Source organism: Streptomyces sp. Root1310, from assembly GCF_001426425.1.
Taxonomy (GTDB): domain Bacteria; phylum Actinomycetota; class Actinomycetes; order Streptomycetales; family Streptomycetaceae; genus Streptomyces.
This window is the reverse complement of sequence record NZ_LMEQ01000007.1, coordinates 45,889-61,713: the sequence shown is the minus strand read 5'-3', so window position 1 is coordinate 61,713 and position 15,825 is coordinate 45,889. Positions and strand designations below refer to the sequence as shown.

Genomic DNA, 15,825 nt, shown 5'->3' with positions numbered 1-15,825 from the left:
GACAGAGGCGCGGCTCACCGGCCACGTCGTCCCCCGGCGCTGGGGCCGACTTCGTCGTGAGCCCGAAACGGGAGCGCTACGGTCAGGGCGGCCAGGGGCCGGACGTACAAGGGTTGGACGTACAGGGACTCTTGGTCCGGTGACGCCCCACCGGCCTCGGGTCTGCCGCCCGGCAACGGAAGCGGCCGGGTTTACCGACTCGATGGTGTCGGCGTGTCAGGGGTGGCCGTTAGCCTCGGGCGCCATGGGTATTCAGATCGACGTGGTGGCGGGGTTCCCGGTCGACGATGAGGTGGAGAGGGTGCTCGGGCTGGCCGAGGCGGTCGGTGAGCCCGTCTCAGTCACGTTCATGTGGGAGGGAGTCGAAGAGGCGGAATGCGCCGTGCTGGTGCCCGCGGCGACGCTGGCGCTCTGGGAGCACTGGGCTCCCACCGCCTACCCGCCGGGAGGCGCCGGGGGCGAGAACCGGGCCGAGGCGGAGGCGCCGGAACCGTCCCACCCAAGGGAGTTCGGCGCGTTCACGCTCTTTCGTCGTCGCGCGGGGGGACGCACGGCGGTCGCTCGCGGAGGAGCGGTGGTCGCCGAGCTGTTGGGCCCCGGTGAGGCGCACTGGCTCCAGGAGCAGGCCCGTACCGTCCGCCAGGGCTTCATGGATCCGAAGCAGAAGGCGGCGTTCGAGGAGTTCCTTGCCCGGCAGTCCTCACTGGACGAGCAGTGAGGCGCCCAACCCAGGCCTCGGCCCTGCCGCGGTGCTGGGGAGCGCCCCCCGATCCTCGAGGCTGAAGCCACGGGGCCGGCGGGTCGCCCCCCACCCCCTGCCGAAGCCTTCGGCCGCAGGATCCGTCAGGCGGGTGACCAGCTCCGCAGGGCCATGTCGGCCACCTGCTGGAGTTGCTCGCGGCTGGCGCCGCTCGCGGCTTGGACGGCGATGCCGTTCGCCACGGCCATGAGGTAGCGGGCGAGTAGCTCGGGATCGCTGCCGGGGGGCAGGTCTCCTTCGTCGACGGCTTGCCGGAACCGGTCGCGGAGATGGGAGGTGTGCTCGTTGCGCCAGGCGATGAGAGCGTCGCGGGCACTGCTTCCCGGGTCACCGGCGGCGAGGGAACCCTGGACGCCGAGGCATCCGGTGGGGCAGTCGGGGCGGGTGGTGGCCCGGACGGAGCCGTTGGAGCGACGCTGACCACTCGCCCCCCATAGCCCTCCCGGCGACGCGTGCGGAGCGCGGGTCAGTTGACCAGTTCGGCGATGCTCCGGGCGGTCAGCCACAGACCGAAGAGCAGGGAGAGCGTGACGATCAGCTGTTCCTGGTGCTGCTCCATCCAGGTCCGCAAGGCGTTCAACCGGGCGTTCGCCACGACGGGCGCCCAGACCACGTACAACTCCATGACGATGAGGGAGAGCGTGGCCAGCAGGCAGTAGCCGGTCAGCGCGAGCCAGTCGCCGAGGGTCGAGAGGTTCGCGTCGACGGCGGTCGCCGCGCCGGCGCCGACCAGTGCCCAGGGCTGCAACAGCCACGCCAGACCGGCCGCCGTGACCGGGGAGGCGTCGTCGATCCGGGCGGTCCACCGCGGCGGGCCGTGCGGAGGGGGCGGTCGGCGGTGCCGGTACGCGCCGTACAGCACCAGGGCCACGCCGATCGCGAGCTTCACAGCGAGCACGGCGGTGGAGGGCACGCTGTGACGGGCAGGGGGCTGACCACCGGTCAGCAGCACCACGCAGGCGATCACCACCACCAGGTTGGCCAGCCACGACAACAGGAACGCCAGACCCTGGCGAACGCCACGCCGCGAGGAGAGCAGCAGAATGAAGGCGCTGTTGTGCAGAGGCCCCAGGCTGATGGCGGTACCGATGACAACCAGGTCGAGGACCATCGGATCAGCCGCTCCTGGGTGTCTGGGCCGCCTGCCACCTGTGGACGGGCGGCCCGGTCGGCAGGGTGAGGCGGTGTTGCTGTGGTGCCGCATCCCGACTTTGCAGGCGGCGGCCAGGCAGGTCAAGCAGGCCACGCCCGCACGGCGGCACTGACTGCACGGCGGGCTCAAGGGCGGCGCCCGACCCCGGCCGTGAGGGCCGGCCACGACCCACCCCCTGAGACCCCGGCCAGCGGCGCTCGTGGAAACATGCCTCGGGCGGGGCGGTGCTGACGCCCCGTACGAACCAGTCGAAGGAGTGCTCACGTGGGGGACATGTCGGCCGAGCGGCGTCGCATCCTGCAGTCGCCTCCGCCCGAGCTCGTCGCGGAGGCGGCCGCGAACCCGGGCGGATCGGTTGCGGTGATCGACCCCGACCTCATCGGTGACCCGAACGCATACGTCCCGGGGGAAGCCGTCCAAGGTGTCTGGCGGGTCGGCCAGGACGGGAAACTGACGGGCGAGTTCGTGGAGAATCCGAACTACGGCCCGCCCAAGGACGACTTCGCCGAGCTCACGGATTCCACGCACTGGCTGGACTGGCTCGGTCAGCAGCCCGCCGTCGCCGTACGTGACTCCGTCGCGGGGATCCTCGACGAACAGGTCCCTGGAGCGGTCCTGGAGTGGATCAAGGTCCTCGACGCTCCGCGCTACCTCACCGGAGGCCGTCCGCGACCCGACGACGAGACGAAGATGACCGTCACCCGGGCCGGTATCGCCCTGGCTTTCGCGCTCTCCGTGACCAGCCCCGGACGCAGACGGGAGATCCTCCAGGGCGCGTTCTCCTGGGTCGCCGTCGGACTCGACCGGCCCGGCGAGCGCAAGGACCAGGTCTGGCTCGACCTGCGCGCCGACCTGGACTGGGCGGAGGGCGAACTCCGCAACCGCATCTACCTCGTCGGCCGCTCCCCGGCCGCCGACACCACCCCCTGAACCCGCCCCGCCCGGTACCCGAGGCAGTACCTTCAGGCAGCCGTGGCGACGCCGACCAGCGCGAACCGACGGACACCGATGACGACGTCCAGGGTGCCGAGAACGAGGCGGGGGACACCGGCAGTGCCTGCTTGCGAGCTTCGGTGCTCGAGGCGGGTCGACGACAAGCGGGGTGTGTCGGACCGCCGAGGCAGACTGTCGGCCCATGAACGCACTTGACGAATATCGCGCGGCGGCTCACAAGCGAGACGTGCCCGAGCGTCTTCTCGACAGGTCTCTGCGGCTCGCCCGTCCGCGCTGGGAACTGCGGTCGACGGACGACTCCGATGCTCCCGTCGTCGGACAGTACGGAGGCCATCCCCGGCTTCCCCCGGACGTGGAATGGTCCGGCTTCCCGGCTTTCATCGCGTCGGTCGACTGCGCCTACGACGCCCGGGGATGCAGCTCGGCGGGGGAGGGAGGGGGGAGGCACTCGTGCCGGGACGGGACACGTGGCCACGGCCAAGGCAGCCACGGCCACAGCCACGGCGCAGTGCCGCGTCCCGGCACGGGGCGGCGCATGCCGCCGCGCCGCGGGGGCGGCGACCGGCCGGCCGGACCGTCACTCCTGCGGAGTCTGCCGGATCTTGGCAAGCGTCAGGACACCACCGCCGATGCCCCAGCCGGCGTCGGCGACCTCTTCGACCAGTACGAGGGTGGTGGCGCGGGCGCGGTCGCCGAAGATCTCGGCGTACAGGTCGGTGGTGCGCGTGATGATCTGCTCCTTCTGCTCTGCGGTGAGGGCGCCGGCGGGGACCTTGAAGTTCGCGAATGGCATGGTGCTGCTCTCTCTTCGTGCAGGGGAGCCTGAGCTGCTCACCACGAGCAGGAGGCGGACCCTGGATGGGGCAACCATCCGTCCGGGTCGCAGGCTCCGGCCAGGGCTGAGCCCACCCAGGGGTCATCAGCCCCTGGCTCCGACCCCGTCGGAGAGGCGACGATGAACGCGTGAACCTTCCCGAGCTTGCGGCGTTCCTCCGGTCCCGGCGTGATCGGATCCGGCCGGCCGACGTCGGCCTGCCCGCCGGGCCCAGGCGCCGGGTGCCCGGCCTGCGGCGCGAGGAGGTGGCGCAACTGGCGGGTCTGTCGGCCGACTACTACACCGAACTGGAGCGCGGACGCGGCGCTCAGCCCTCGTCCCAGACACTGGCCGCCCTCGCCAGGGCGCTGCGGCTGGACGGCGACCAGCGTGACCACCTGTTCCATCTCGCCGACCGGCCGCTGCCCGCGTCGGCGCACGGCGCGAGCACGCGGCACGTCCAGCCCGCCCTGCTCGGGTTGCTGGACCGGCTGGCCACCACCCCGGCCCAGGTCATCACCGACCTGCACGAGACCCTCGTCCAGAATGATCTGGCCGTGGCGCTGCTCGGCCGGGCTCCGGAACCGCGTGGCCCCGCGACCGGGTTCGCGTACCGCTGGTTCACCGATCCGGCTGCCCGCGGGATCTACCCGCCCGAGGACCATCGGCACCACTCACGGGTCTTCGTCGCCGACCTTCAGGCGGTCGCCGCCCGCCGGAGCCGAGACACCGAGGTCATCGGCGTGACGGCCGCCCTGCGACGGCGGAGCGCGGAGTTCGCCGCCCTGTGGGACACCCACGACGTCGGCCTGCGCCGCACCGATCACAAGCGCATCGTGCACCCCACGCTGGGCGTCATCGAGTTGGACTGCCACAGTCTGTTCAGCGAGGACGGCCGCCAGCGCCTCCTGTGGTTCACGGCCCCGCCCGGCACCGAGGGCGCCGCAAAGCTTGAGCTGCTCGGCGTCATCGGCACACAGGACATGGCGGCGACCGAGAGCGCCTCCCGCACCGAAGGCGGCGTCCCCGCGGGCTGAGACCGGATGGCGCCGGCCCCCGGCACCGCTCGCGAAAGAGGCGGGCCCGCCTCTTTCGCAGAAGAAGCCGCAGGCCGAGAGCATCGCTCACGGCTGGGACGGCCGCCCGGCGCAGCACCGCGTGGATCACGTGTAGGGTGGCATTACCGACGCGGGGTGGAGCAGCTCGGTAGCTCGCTGGGCTCATAACCCAGAGGTCGCAGGTTCAAATCCTGTCCCCGCTACGAATGGAAGGGGCCCGGCGTCTGCCGGGCCCCTTCCGCATGTTGCTGAGCCCGTGGGTGCGGCCGGTCTGCCCGCTGGAGTCCGAGAGCGGAGGCAAGCAGCATGGTCTGAGTGCCGTTGGGGCCGTTGGGGCCGTCGGGGCCGTCTGGCCACCAGGGAATACGGCTGCGTTCGATGGAGGTGCTGGTGGAGGAGCCTGATTTCGACGTGCTGCTGTCTTCTGGAGGCGATCGGGGGATCGACCTTGTCCGAGCGGTTCGGACGGTGACCGGACTGAGCGCATGGCGAAGCAAGCAGTTGCTCGAAGCCGCCCCGACGACGGTTGTCGCCCGGACATGGTTCGAGGCCGCGACGGAAGCGGTGAGGCGCCTTACCGCCGCGGGCGCTCGAGCTGAGCTGCAGTGCAGGTGGTGTGTGCGGGTGATGTCTCCCGAGGACGTGCCGATAGACGCCGGAGGGTGCTCGTCGCCCTTCATGTCCCCGGACGGATGCCCCGCAAGCCGACCGAGAACCTGATACCTGTCGACCTGGACAAAATGGCGGCAGATGCCGAGTGGGCCCTTCGATCTCGCCCAGCTATTGCCGAACCGTACTCGTGGTCACGATCTCGATGGCGACTTGAAGCGGTGTTTCCGCCTGTCCCAGGAGAGCCCGTGTGATAGCGATCGCCTGGACGGTGCTCGTTCCGTGCTCGGCCAGGAAGGCCTGGACAGCCTCCATCCCGTCATGTTCGAGGATCGGTCGGGACTCCTCGACCAGCGTGGCCCAGCGCGCGGCTTCCTCGGGGCGTAGTCCGGCGATGTTGTCGAACATGGCCTCGTCCTCCGGTGTCGAGCCGACGGAACGACTCACGTGTCGTCGTCAGTGCTGAGCGCCGCACTCAGGACTTGTACGGCGTCGACCTCACCGTTGTGCGCAGAGCGGTGGCGGGGAGGGTCCTCATGCACGTTCAGCGCCAATCATCCGCCCCCGGCGGTTGGCGAGTGCGGGACGGGTTGGTGCCTTGGGCGGTGCTCGCCATGACAAGCTGTGCTTTCCACTGTCCAGTCCCAGGAGGTCACCATGGCCGCAGAGTCTCCATTGCCCGAAGGCTCGGAGCCGGTTGACGGCGAGAGCCGTGCCCTCTCGCCCGACGACGACGGTCAGTACGACTTGAAGCGCAAGTTCCGGGAGGCCCTGGCGCGCAAGCGGGGTAAGCAGGCGGACGCCGCCGACCTCGCTACGAACACCGACACGTCGAAGATCCACGGCGCGCACGGCCCGGCCGCGAGCCAGCGGTCGTTCCGTCGCAAGAGCGGCGGCTGAGTCCGAAGAGTCTCCAGACGGAACTCGGCAGGCTCAGGCGACGGCTGGGAGGCAGGGGGACGAGTTCCGCAGGACTTCGACGTCTTCCCTGCCTCGGCCGGCCCGGCCGCCGAACCGACCGTGTACGCGATGCTCCTGCGGGCAGTCGCCTGCGGGCAGTCGCCTGCGGCGACAAGGTCGGCGACCGCTGGCGCGGGCGCAGCTCGAACACATCGACGAAATGGATCCGGAGACGACCACCGACGCGAACCCGGAGGCGGCCGCCGCGCGCAAGATGGAGTCCGGCTGGTCGACGATGAGGTGCACTTGATCCTGCGGGACCCGACAACGGTCACGCTCAAGGACGATGCTGCTCGGTACCGCTGGGTCGTAGACGACCTCGGTGCGGTCGCCCTCCTGCGTGCCGTGGGGCGGACGGGACACGCCTTCACCCTCCGCCTCGATTTCCACGCCGTTCGGCAACGTGAAGGCGACCACCGGGTAATACAGCAGGTCGCCGTCCTCCGCCACTGTGGTGCGGAACCTGACCAACTCGGCAGTAGTGCTGACACCGCGCAGCCTCAGGAGGCAGCGACGCAGAGCCTCGAACGCGAAAACCACGCACAGGACGCCCGTCACCACGGCGACGAAGCCGCCCCCCAACTGTTCGACCGTCATGGCCAGACGGTAACGGATGGCTGTCCGCGGCCGGTCGTTCAGGCGAGCGCCGGTGTCGCAGCGGGCAGGTAGGGGGTGATGTTGCGCCAGGCGCGCTCGATGTATTCCTCCTTCTCGCCGACCGGGGCGACGTAGTGCAGCGCGCTTTCGGCGGCGTCGTTGCCCTCCAGGCGGGCGATGATCCAGGCGGCGAGGTAGTGCGAGGCAAGGCAGCCGCCGGCTGTGGCGATGTTGTCCTTGGCGTAGAAAGGCTGGTTGAGCACCTCGACGCCGGCGGCGACGACCCAGGGTTTGGTGATCAGGTCGGTGCAGGCGGGGATGTTGTCGAGCAGGCCGAGCTTGGCCAGCACGAGCGCTCCGGAGCACTGGGCCGCGATGAGCTGGCGCGAGGGGTCCAGGCGACGCAGGATGCTCATGATCGCCGGGTCTTCGACGACCTCGCGGGTGGCGATGCCGCTGCCGACGATGACGGCGTCAGCGGTGCACGCCTCCTCGAGAGTGGACATCTGTTGGATGGTCACTCCGTTCATCGACGTCACAGTGGGGCTTGGGGTGGCGATGGTGACGCGCCAGTCGTCGGTCTTGATGCGGTTGAGCACACCGAGCGCGATCAGGGAGTCGAGCTCGTTGTAGCCCTCGAAGGTGAGGATGGCGATGTGCACGGCGATTGTCCTCCCGGTAGGGGCCTTGACCGTAAGGACCCACGAACAGGACAGTCAAAGAATTGTCATGCATACAATGCGGTGCATGGCAGCCTCGCGGTACAAAGCGCTGGTCGACGCGCTCGCATCCGACATCCGGGGCGGGCGCCTCGCCTCGGGCGAGCGCCTGCCGACACACCGGGGGCTCGCCGCTCGTGAGGGCATCGCCGTCGTGACCGCGACGCGGGTGTACGCCGAGCTGGAGTTGATGGGCCTGGTGAGCCGGGAACAGGGCCGCGGCACCTTCGTCCGGGATATCGCGGTTCCCGCCGGTCACGGCATCGATCAACAGGTCGTCGCCACGGATGCGGTGGACCTCAACTTCAACTATCCGTCGCTTCCGGGCCAAGCCGATCTCCTCCGGCAGGCGCTGCGAGAGGTGGCCACCTCCGGTGATCTCGACTCCCTGCTGCGCTACCAGCCACATCGAGGCCGTCCCCAGGACAGAGCCGCGATCGCCCGGCACCTGAGGCGCCGAGGTATCACCACCGGCGGGGATCGGATCCTCGTCGCCAACGGCGCGCAGCACGGCCTGGCCATCACCGTCATGGCCGCGCTGAACGCCGGCGACGTCGTCGCGGTCGACGCACTCACCTACCCGGGATTCAAGGTGCTCGCCCATGCCTTTCATCTCGACCTGGAACCGATACCCGCAACAGCCGACGGGCCGAATCTCGATGCCCTCGAGAAGCTGTGCGCGACGCGCCCCGTTCGCGCGATCTACACCATGCCCACCTTGCACAACCCTCTGGGCTGGGTCATGCCGGCACCTGACCGGACCCGCCTCATCAAGATCGCTCGACAGTACGGTCCGCTCATCGTCGAAGACGCCTCGTACGCGTACCTGGTGGAGGATCCGCCACCGCCCCTGGCCGCAACCGCGCCGGACATCACCGTCTACGTCTCGGGACTGTCCAAGAGCGTCGCCACCGGCCTCCGGGTCGGCTTCGTCGTTGCCCCGCCCGCCCTGGTGCCCTCGCTCGAACGCGCGATCCGGGCGACCACCTGGAACACCCCGGCCCTCACCACGGCGATCGTCTGCCGCTGGCTGGAGGACGGCACGGTGGACCACCTGGAAGCGCAGAAACGCGACGACGCCAAAGCCCGCCAAGCACTCGCCCGACGAGAGCTGGCCGGCCTGCCCCTCATCAGCCATCCCTCGTCCTACTTCACCTGGCTGCCGCTGCCGGACGAAGCACGCGCCGATCGCCTCACCGCCACCCTCGCGCGGCAGCACATCTCGGTGTCCACGGCCGAGCCGTTCACCACCTCGACGCACACACCGCAAGCGATCCGCCTCGCTCTGGGCTCGACCGATCCGGACAGTCTCCGGTCGACGCTGCGCACCGTGCGACGCGTCGCCGTCGAGGACGCCTACGCCTGAACTCCCGTCGACCGGCGGATGTCTGCCCGCACCAGCGGCAGCCTACGAGGGGCCGTCGGCGCCGAAGGCCAGGCGGATCCCTTCGCTCCGCATGGCTGGTTCGTGCTCCAGCAGCCGCGGAACAGGCCTCAGTTGATGATTTCGGCGCGGCCGTCCAGCCGCATTGCGGCCAGCCGGTCTTGCCACATCCGGAGGGCTTCGGGTGTCTGTCGCGTCCAGTCGGTGACCTCGCCGACGATCCGGAGCGGTTCCCTGCTGCGAAAGGAGCGGGTGGGATTGCCGGGGAACTTCTTGTCGGTGACGTTCGGGTCGTTCTCGAACTCCCCGGTCGGCTCGACGACATAGACCCGTGGGGCCCCGTCGCCGACGGCGAGTTCGGCGGCGAGTCCCGCGCCGTCGCGCAACGCGGTGAAGTAGATGTGGTTCATCACGATTTCCGGCCGGTAGTTGGAACGGAACCCGGCGGTGAGGTGATCTCCGACCCGCAGTTCGGCCTTTGTGCCGTGAAAGAACGGCCCCTCGTCCAACACCTCTTTCATCGCAGCAGGTTAACAAACCGGGATGTCGTGACGGCGGGCAATCCAGGACGGCGCCGCTCTCCCGAAATGCGGCGTACGCGGCGCGGGGGAGCATCAGCCGTGCGGCGGTGGTGCCTGCGTTGTGGTCAGCCCGGTCGCGAGGGAGGTGAGGCGTTCGGCGAGGGCGCCGGGGGCGGAGCGGGTCATGGCGGTGAGTTCGATGGGCGTCGTCGTGTGGAGGGGTCTGAACCGAACGGCGGGGTGGGACGCGGAGGCCGCGGCGGGTACGACGGTGACGCCGAGGCCGCACTCGATCCCCGCCCTGGCCGAAGGCGGCGTCGAACTCGCCGAGATCGAGCACTGCGCCCACTTCCCGATGTACTCCAACCCGCCGCGGATGTAAGCCCGTATCGCCGACCTGATCGCACGTGCCGAGGGCGGCCTGTGACGGCTCGGGCCCCGCGAAGACGTCGGTCAACCGCAGGACCGACTCGCCTGACCGCACGGGTGGGCCCCCCGGCAGGAGGGGCCCACTTCGGGGGACGTGTGAGGGGTCATTCCGTGCGCAGGCCTTCCGGGCGCATCATCCGCAGCAGCGGCGGCAGACTGAGCAGCGTGACCACCCCGACCACCGCCGCACCCACGCCGGTCATGGTCAGGACGCTCGCCCAGTCCATGGTCACCGGTGTACGGGTCATCTTCAGCAGCACCGAGCCGAGGGCGATGCCCACCGTCGTCGCCAGCACGAGGCCGAGTCCCACCGGGAGGGCCGTCTGCCACAGCACCGACAGGCTCAGCGTGCGGCGCCGGGTGCCGAAGGCGACCAGCGCGGAGAGCAGCTTCCGGCGCTCGCGCAGCTGCTCCAGCTGGGAGACCAGCAGACTCGCGCCGATCAGTGCCAGCACGAAGGCGGAGCCGACGAACAGGCCGGTGCGCAGGGAGGCGTACTTGGCGTCCTCCTGGGTCGCCGACCAGCTGTAGGTGCGCGCCAGGGGGTCGATGCGGGCGACGACATTGCGTATGTACTCCCGTGAGTCCGGCACCGACGGGTCCAGACGCAGATAGACCCCGTCCGAGAACAACGCCGGCGCGGCCTCGGCGGGCAGTGCGCCGGGAGTGACCAGCAGGCTGTTGGCGTCCTGCAGTGAGTCCTTGCGCGGGTCCACCACCCGTACGTTCGCCGGAACGGTCCAGGGCACTTCGATGCCGCGTTCGGTGGCGTCCTCGTACGACGGGTCGACGTAGAGCTGCCGACCGGGCTTCACCACGGCGATCTCGTCGGCGTTGCCGGGGGAGGCGTAGTGGCTTCTCGTTCGCGTGACGAACACGTCGCCGTCCTTGCAAGACGGAAGCGTGGCGAGTTCGCGCAGGGCGGTGCAGTTGCCCACGGTCAGGCCGTTGCTGTTCTTCGGGTCGCGACGCGCGTCCCCGTACTGCGAGACGGCCAGGGCCACCGCGGCCCGTACCCCCTCGGTGCCGCTGAATTCACGCTCGACACCGGACAGCGGCTTGCGGTCGCTGAAGTCGACCTGCATCTGGACCCGGCCGGGATCCTTGCCGGTGGCCTTGGTGTACTGGCTCTGCGTTCCCGTGAACAGCATCTGCAGGGCGATGGCTCCGGCCACGGCGACGGCGATGCCGTTGACCATGCGTGCGGCGGTTCCGCTGCTCAGCTGCAGCCGCCGTACCGCGAGCTGCCAGGACAGCGCGCCCTTGCCGAGGCGGACGACGACCGCCTCCACGACCCAGGGGAGCAGCGCGGTGATGCCGATCAGCAGCAGCAGCACGCCGCCGGTGACGAGGTACTGGTTGAAGTCGCCGTTCTCGCGGCCCTTGCCGATCATCGGGTAGAGCATCGCGAGACCGGCCGGCGGCGGCAGCAGCCGCCACCACAGCCGGCGGGGGCGCTGCTTGGCCGAGCGGACGACGCCGAGCGGCTCCACCACCACGCCGCGCATCGCGAGCAGCGTGACGAGCACGGCGGCGACCGGGATCGCCACCGCGACCAGCGCGGCGAGCACGGGGGAGGGATCGAGGTAGCTGGGCCAGACGCTCACGCCCAGCACCTCGGTGGAGCCCAGCGTCCGACGGCCGAGCAGGAAGAAGCCGGTGCCGACGACCAGGCCGAGCAGGGCTCCGGCGAGTGCTTCGCCCGCCGCGATCCGCCGCGTCATGTGGCGGTCCGAACCGACCAGGCGCAGCGCGGCCAGCCGCCGGTCGCGGCGCTCGCCGCCGAAGCGGACGGCGGCGGCGATGAACACGGCGACCGGGGTCAGCAGCACCACGAACACGACCAGGACCATGAGCAGCAGCACGGGGTCGGTCTTCTCGGGTGTCGCGTCCGGGTTGCCGTACTCCGACAGCCGGTACACCGGGGAGAAGTCCGTGAGTTTCAGCCCCGAGGCGCCCGCGTAGTAAGCCAGTTCGTGCGAGCCGATGAGTCCGCTCTCGCCGATCGTGCCGGTGATCCTGTACGGCAGCCGCTCCCGCAGCAGCTCGGCGCCGTCCGAGGCGAGCAGGTCCTTGAGCGCGGGGGAGACCACCATCTCGCCCTTGCCCGGGAAGCTGTCGACCCCCGGGGGCAGCGGCGCCCGCCCGCCCTCGGGCTCGACGAGCCGGCCGCGGACGTCGTCGTCGTGCCAGACGGTGTCGGTGGCGGCGATCAGGAAGGTGTCGTCGGCCTTCGGCAGAGGCTTGTCGGAGTACGTGTAGTCGAAGCGGGCGGCCTCCACCTCGTGGCGGGCGGCGAACACGTTGGGCAGGGCGGTGCACAGCAGGAGCAGTGCCACGCCGAGGCCGACGCCGACGGCGGTGAGCGTCATCCGAACCCAGCTCTCGCGTCCGCCGGTGACGGCGAAGCGGGCCCCCATGGCCAGGTCCACGGCCCACTGGCGAGGACTCATACGGCACGCTCCATGTCGCGGGACTTGCCGTCGCGGACGACGATCTCGCGGTCGGACCAGGCGGCCACACGTGTCTCGTGGGTGACGAGGACGACGGCGGCGTCGGTCGAGCGCGCCGCGCCGGTCAGCAGTTCCATCACGCGTTCGCCGTTGAGGGAGTCGAGCGCGCCGGTGGGTTCGTCGGCGAACAGCAGGCTCGGCCCGGTGACCAGCGCGCGGGCCACGGCAACGCGCTGGCCCTGGCCGCCTGAGACCTCGCCGGGACGCTTGGACCTGAGGTCGTCGACCTCCAGGCGCTCCATCCAGCCGAGCGCGGTCCGCTCCGCGGCCTTGCGGGAGGAGCCGTTCAGCCGCAGCGGCAGGGCGACGTTCTCCACGCAGGTCAGCTCGGGCACCAGCTGACCGAACTGGAACACGAACCCGAACTCGGAGCGGCGCAGCGCGCTGCGCCGGGCATCGCTCATCGTCGTCAGTTCGCGCCCCCGGTAGGTGATCGACCCGGAGTCGGGCTGCACGATCCCGGCGAGGCAGTGCAGCAGCGTGGACTTGCCGGACCCGGAGGGACCCATGACGGCGACGACCTCGCCGGGGCGTACGGAGAACTCGGCGCCGTCCAGCGCGTGGGTCGGCCCGTACGCCTTGCGCAGGTCGTGGGCGGTGAGCAGGGGACCGGCGGGAGAAGTCGTCATGGGGTCACGGCCTCACGGAGTCTGTCGAGTCGGGCGGCGGTCAGTTCCAGCCAGCGCAGGTCGGCTTCCAGGTGGAACAGGGCGTGGTCGCAGATCAGCTGATCCGCCAGGTCGCCCTGGCGCTTGCGGTCGGTGAGGATCCGCATGCTGCGCAGATGCTCGGAGCGCTGGGTGTCGAGGATCTCGGCGGCGTCGCGCCGGGTGAGCAGGGCGAGGACGACCTTGGAGTAGAGGGTCGACTGGAGGTAGGCCTCCGGCTTCTCCGGGGTCGCGAGCCACCGCTCTACGTCGGTGATGCCGGCGTCGGTGATCGCGTAGCGCTTGCGCTCGGGACCGCCGCCGGCCTCGATCCCGTCGACCTCGACGAGACCGTTCTTCAGCAGCCGGGACATCGTCGAGTAGACCTGGCCGTAATGCAGGGGCCGGTCGTGACCGAACTTCTCGTCGAAGGCCCGCTTGAGGTCGTAGCCGTGGCGCGGCCCGACCTCCAGGAGACCCAAAAGGGTATGACCGATGGACATGATCCCGACTCTACACTCTGTGTATACGCGGTATGTATACATCGAGTGTTTAGGCGAGGGCGGGGTGTACGACAGTGCAGGTGAGGGCGGCACGGACGCCGATCGTCACGGTTCGGAAACGGGCAGTCTGCCGTGAGGGCCCGGCAGGGGGTCAGGAGCGTCCCGCCGGTACGGCCGGACCGGACCGGACCTGTCCCGGGCACCGGCGTCTCGCGCCGGCGGTGGGTGCTGTCGGTCGGGGAGGGCCGTCCAGCGCGTCTCGGCGTCGGGGGCGCCCCTCGCCGCACCTCCGTGCGGGCCGCAAGGGCATCGGTCACGGGTGAGGCTCGACCGCCACCACTCTCGTGTGCGCGGGGCCGCAGAAACCGGTGCCCTGGCCGACGTCGGCCAGGGTGACGATCTCCGTCGCAGGGTGAGGCCGACGGCGGGGGGAGGGGAAAGCCCCCTCCCGCCCGATCCTCCCGCCGGTCGCCGGCGGTCACCGCTCGGGGTGGGCCTCCACGAGTTCGGGCTCCAGCCCGTCGCTCACGTCGGCGTGGGTCCGGCCGACCTCGGCGCGCCAGGCCTCGAAGGCCCAGGCGGTGAGGGCGACGACGGCCAGGCCGAGCAGCCAGCCGCCCACCACGTCGCTGAACCAGTGCACGCCGAGCGCGACCCGGGTGAAGCCGACGCCGAGCACCGACAGCACGGCGGCGCACCAGCACAGGGGCCGCCAGGCGCGTGGCACCAACGGCAGCAGGACCAGCAGCAGGACGGCGAACGACGTGGTGGCCGTCATCGCGTGACCCGACGGGAAGGAGAACCCCGGAGCGTGCGCCACCGGATCCTCCAAAGACGGCCTGGCCCGCTCGACCACCGTCTTGACCAGCAGTCCGATCAGCCCGCCGGCCACGGCCGTCACGGCGGACCAGGCGGCCAGCCGCCAGGCCCTGCGGTACGCCAGCCAGAGGGTCAGCAGCGCGACGACCGTCCGCAGGACGGCCGGGTCCCAGACCCAGTCGGACAGGAAGCGCAGGAAGCCGGTCCACGCGGGGTGGGTCACCGCCGTGTGGTGCAGTCGCTGAGCGGCGCCCGCGTCCAGGCGGCGCAGCGGCTGCCACTGGCCCTCGACGAGCACGAGCAGCAGCGCGAAGGGCACGGCGGCGACGGCGGCGACGGCTGCCGCCGCGAACAGCCGGACGCCGAAGTGGCGGTCGGCCGCCCGGCGGCGACGGTCTCGCAGGTTCTGGACCGCGGCTCGCACAACCATTCAGACTCCAGGATCAGGTTCGATCGGACCGGCCTGCAGGGCCCGCGCCGCCTCCAGTTGCGCGGCGAAAGCCAGCCCGAGGAAAAGGGCGATGGAGGTCAGATAGGCCCACAGCAGCAGTGACATGAAGGCGCTGAGCGGGCCGTAGACCGTGTCGAAGGAGCCGCTGATCCCCAGATAGAGGCTCAGCAGCCAGGTCAGCGCCGTCCACAGCACCAGGTACACGGCGGCGCCGAAGGCCAGCCAGGTGTAGCCGGGTTGTCTGCGCCGGGGCGACCGGCGGAAGATCACGCTGGCCGAGATGAGCGCGAGCAGCAGCCCGAACGGCCAGCGCAGTATCTCCCAGGCGCTCTGGGCGCCGCCGTCGAGCCGGTAGACGGTCACCGCCGCGGAGGCCAGGTCACCGCCGGCCACCATGACGATGAACCCGAGCCCGAGCGGCAGTCCGGCACCGACGGACATCACCAGACCGCGCAGGTACTTCTGGCCGAAGGGGCGGTCGCGCTCGTTGCCGTAGATCCGGTTGGCACCACGCTCGACCTGGCACATCGCGGTGGTGGTGTTGACCAGGGAGAAGAGCAGACCGAACCAGAGCGCGAGCTGCGCGCCGTCGCCCGCCGTGCGGCGGCTGCGGTCGAGCGCGTCGTCGACCACGTCGGCACTGGGACCCTCGGCGATCCGGTGGATCGTCAGTTCGGCGATCCGGCCGATGTTCTCGGTGTGCAGCGTGGTGGAGAGCCCGACGAACGCGATGGTCAGCGGGATGACCGACAGGACCGTCTGCAGGGCGAGCGCGCGGGAATGGGTGAAGCCGTCGGCGTACCGGAAACGGACGAAGGAGTCGCGCAGCAGGGCCCAGCGGCCGTAGCGGCGCAGCGACGCCAGCGCCTCGTCCGCGGACAGTTCGTCGCCGGTCATGTCACGGGTCTCGGGGACCTTGGTCGCGGTACCCATG

General features: G+C 70.5%; 17 protein-coding genes, 1 tRNA gene and 1 pseudogene. 7 read left to right on the top strand and 12 right to left on the bottom strand.

Annotated elements, in window-relative coordinates; translation table 11 throughout:
• The first annotated feature begins 244 nt into the window (after nt 1–244).
• The gene (locus ASD48_RS15660; RefSeq protein WP_057602358.1) at nt 245–718 is read left to right on the top strand and encodes a hypothetical protein; all 474 of its coding nucleotides are present in this window, start codon (nt 245–247) and stop codon (nt 716–718) included.
• Nucleotides 719–843: 125 nt separating this feature from the next.
• On the opposite strand, the pseudogene ASD48_RS41860 reads toward ASD48_RS15660, so the two are convergent.
• Nucleotides 844–1,164, bottom strand: a pseudogene (locus tag ASD48_RS41860) (TetR family transcriptional regulator C-terminal domain-containing protein); the annotation flags it as partial.
• Nucleotides 1,165–1,226: 62 nt separating this feature from the next.
• Nucleotides 1,227–1,871, bottom strand: a complete 645-nt coding sequence (locus ASD48_RS15650) for a GAP family protein (protein ID WP_057602222.1) — start codon at nt 1,869–1,871, stop codon at nt 1,227–1,229.
• A 315-nt stretch (nt 1,872–2,186) separates the two neighbouring features.
• Between ASD48_RS15650 and ASD48_RS15645 the strand changes: the two genes are divergently transcribed.
• Nucleotides 2,187–2,843, top strand: coding sequence for a hypothetical protein (locus tag ASD48_RS15645; RefSeq protein ID WP_057602357.1), 657 nt, complete (start codon nt 2,187–2,189; stop codon nt 2,841–2,843).
• Nucleotides 2,844–3,444: 601 nt separating this feature from the next.
• Here ASD48_RS15645 and ASD48_RS15640 read toward each other — a convergent pair.
• The gene (locus ASD48_RS15640; protein WP_057602221.1) at nt 3,445–3,660 is read right to left on the bottom strand and encodes a 4-oxalocrotonate tautomerase family protein; all 216 of its coding nucleotides are present in this window, start codon (nt 3,658–3,660) and stop codon (nt 3,445–3,447) included.
• A gap of 170 nt (nt 3,661–3,830) precedes the next feature.
• Here ASD48_RS15640 and ASD48_RS15635 point away from each other — a divergent pair, with 170 nt between their 5' ends.
• Together ASD48_RS15635 and ASD48_RS15630 are read left to right on the top strand one after the other, a co-directional pair.
• Complete coding sequence (locus tag ASD48_RS15635; protein ID WP_057602220.1) at nt 3,831–4,718, top strand: helix-turn-helix transcriptional regulator; 888 nt, start codon at nt 3,831–3,833, stop codon at nt 4,716–4,718.
• A gap of 150 nt (nt 4,719–4,868) precedes the next feature.
• A tRNA-Met gene (locus tag ASD48_RS15630) sits at nt 4,869–4,942 on the top strand.
• A 577-nt stretch (nt 4,943–5,519) separates the two neighbouring features.
• On the opposite strand, the gene ASD48_RS15625 is transcribed toward ASD48_RS15630, so the two are convergent.
• Nucleotides 5,520–5,756: a hypothetical protein gene (locus ASD48_RS15625; RefSeq protein WP_057602219.1), complete on the bottom strand. Its 237-nt coding sequence runs from the start codon at nt 5,754–5,756 to the stop codon at nt 5,520–5,522.
• A 249-nt stretch (nt 5,757–6,005) separates the two neighbouring features.
• On the opposite strand from ASD48_RS15625, the gene ASD48_RS15620 reads away from it, so the two are divergent.
• A complete protein-coding gene (locus tag ASD48_RS15620; protein WP_057602356.1) occupies nt 6,006–6,248 on the top strand; it encodes a DUF5302 domain-containing protein in 243 nt (80 codons plus the stop codon).
• Between the two features lie 33 nt (nt 6,249–6,281).
• Here the strand turns inward: ASD48_RS15620 and ASD48_RS44185 are convergent, their stop codons facing one another.
• Nucleotides 6,282–6,905, bottom strand: coding sequence for a DUF3592 domain-containing protein (locus ASD48_RS44185; protein ID WP_057602218.1), 624 nt, complete (start codon nt 6,903–6,905; stop codon nt 6,282–6,284).
• 38 nt (nt 6,906–6,943) lie between these two features.
• Entirely contained in the window at nt 6,944–7,567 is a 624-nt protein-coding gene (locus ASD48_RS15610; RefSeq protein ID WP_057602217.1) for a DJ-1/PfpI family protein, read from the bottom strand.
• Between ASD48_RS15610 and ASD48_RS15605 the strand changes: the two genes are divergently transcribed.
• Nucleotides 7,554–8,990: a PLP-dependent aminotransferase family protein gene (locus tag ASD48_RS15605; protein ID WP_242432596.1), complete on the top strand. Its 1,437-nt coding sequence runs from the start codon at nt 7,554–7,556 to the stop codon at nt 8,988–8,990. The two genes, ASD48_RS15610 and ASD48_RS15605, sit on opposite strands and share 14 nt — an antisense overlap.
• 128 nt (nt 8,991–9,118) lie before the next feature.
• Here ASD48_RS15605 and arr read toward each other — a convergent pair whose 3' ends face one another.
• A complete protein-coding gene (arr, locus tag ASD48_RS15600; protein WP_057602215.1) occupies nt 9,119–9,529 on the bottom strand; it encodes an NAD(+)--rifampin ADP-ribosyltransferase in 411 nt (136 codons plus the stop codon).
• A gap of 184 nt (nt 9,530–9,713) precedes the next feature.
• On the opposite strand from arr, the gene ASD48_RS44730 reads away from it, so the two are divergent.
• Nucleotides 9,714–9,911, top strand: a complete 198-nt coding sequence (locus ASD48_RS44730) for a hypothetical protein (protein WP_057602214.1) — start codon at nt 9,714–9,716, stop codon at nt 9,909–9,911.
• Between the two features lie 151 nt (nt 9,912–10,062).
• Here ASD48_RS44730 and ASD48_RS15590 read toward each other — a convergent pair whose 3' ends face one another.
• From ASD48_RS15590 to ASD48_RS15570, 5 genes are all read right to left on the bottom strand, one after another.
• Nucleotides 10,063–12,411, bottom strand: coding sequence for an FtsX-like permease family protein (locus ASD48_RS15590; RefSeq protein ID WP_057602213.1), 2,349 nt, complete (start codon nt 12,409–12,411; stop codon nt 10,063–10,065).
• Nucleotides 12,408–13,100 (bottom strand): ABC transporter ATP-binding protein, encoded by a 693-nt coding sequence (locus ASD48_RS15585; protein WP_057602212.1) that lies wholly within the window; start codon nt 13,098–13,100, stop codon nt 12,408–12,410. The genes ASD48_RS15590 and ASD48_RS15585 overlap by 4 nt, the downstream gene beginning before the upstream one ends.
• Nucleotides 13,097–13,621 carry a PadR family transcriptional regulator gene (locus ASD48_RS15580; RefSeq protein WP_057602211.1) on the bottom strand — a complete coding sequence of 175 codons (525 nt, stop codon included), beginning with the start codon at nt 13,619–13,621 and terminating at the stop codon, nt 13,097–13,099. The genes ASD48_RS15585 and ASD48_RS15580 overlap by 4 nt, the downstream gene beginning before the upstream one ends.
• Before the next feature lie 478 nt (nt 13,622–14,099).
• Nucleotides 14,100–14,870: a phosphatase PAP2 family protein gene (locus ASD48_RS15575; RefSeq protein ID WP_057602210.1), complete on the bottom strand. Its 771-nt coding sequence runs from the start codon at nt 14,868–14,870 to the stop codon at nt 14,100–14,102.
• Nucleotides 14,871–15,824: a YihY/virulence factor BrkB family protein gene (locus ASD48_RS15570; RefSeq protein ID WP_057602209.1), complete on the bottom strand. Its 954-nt coding sequence runs from the start codon at nt 15,822–15,824 to the stop codon at nt 14,871–14,873.
• Nucleotide 15,825: the final 1 nt, after the last annotated feature.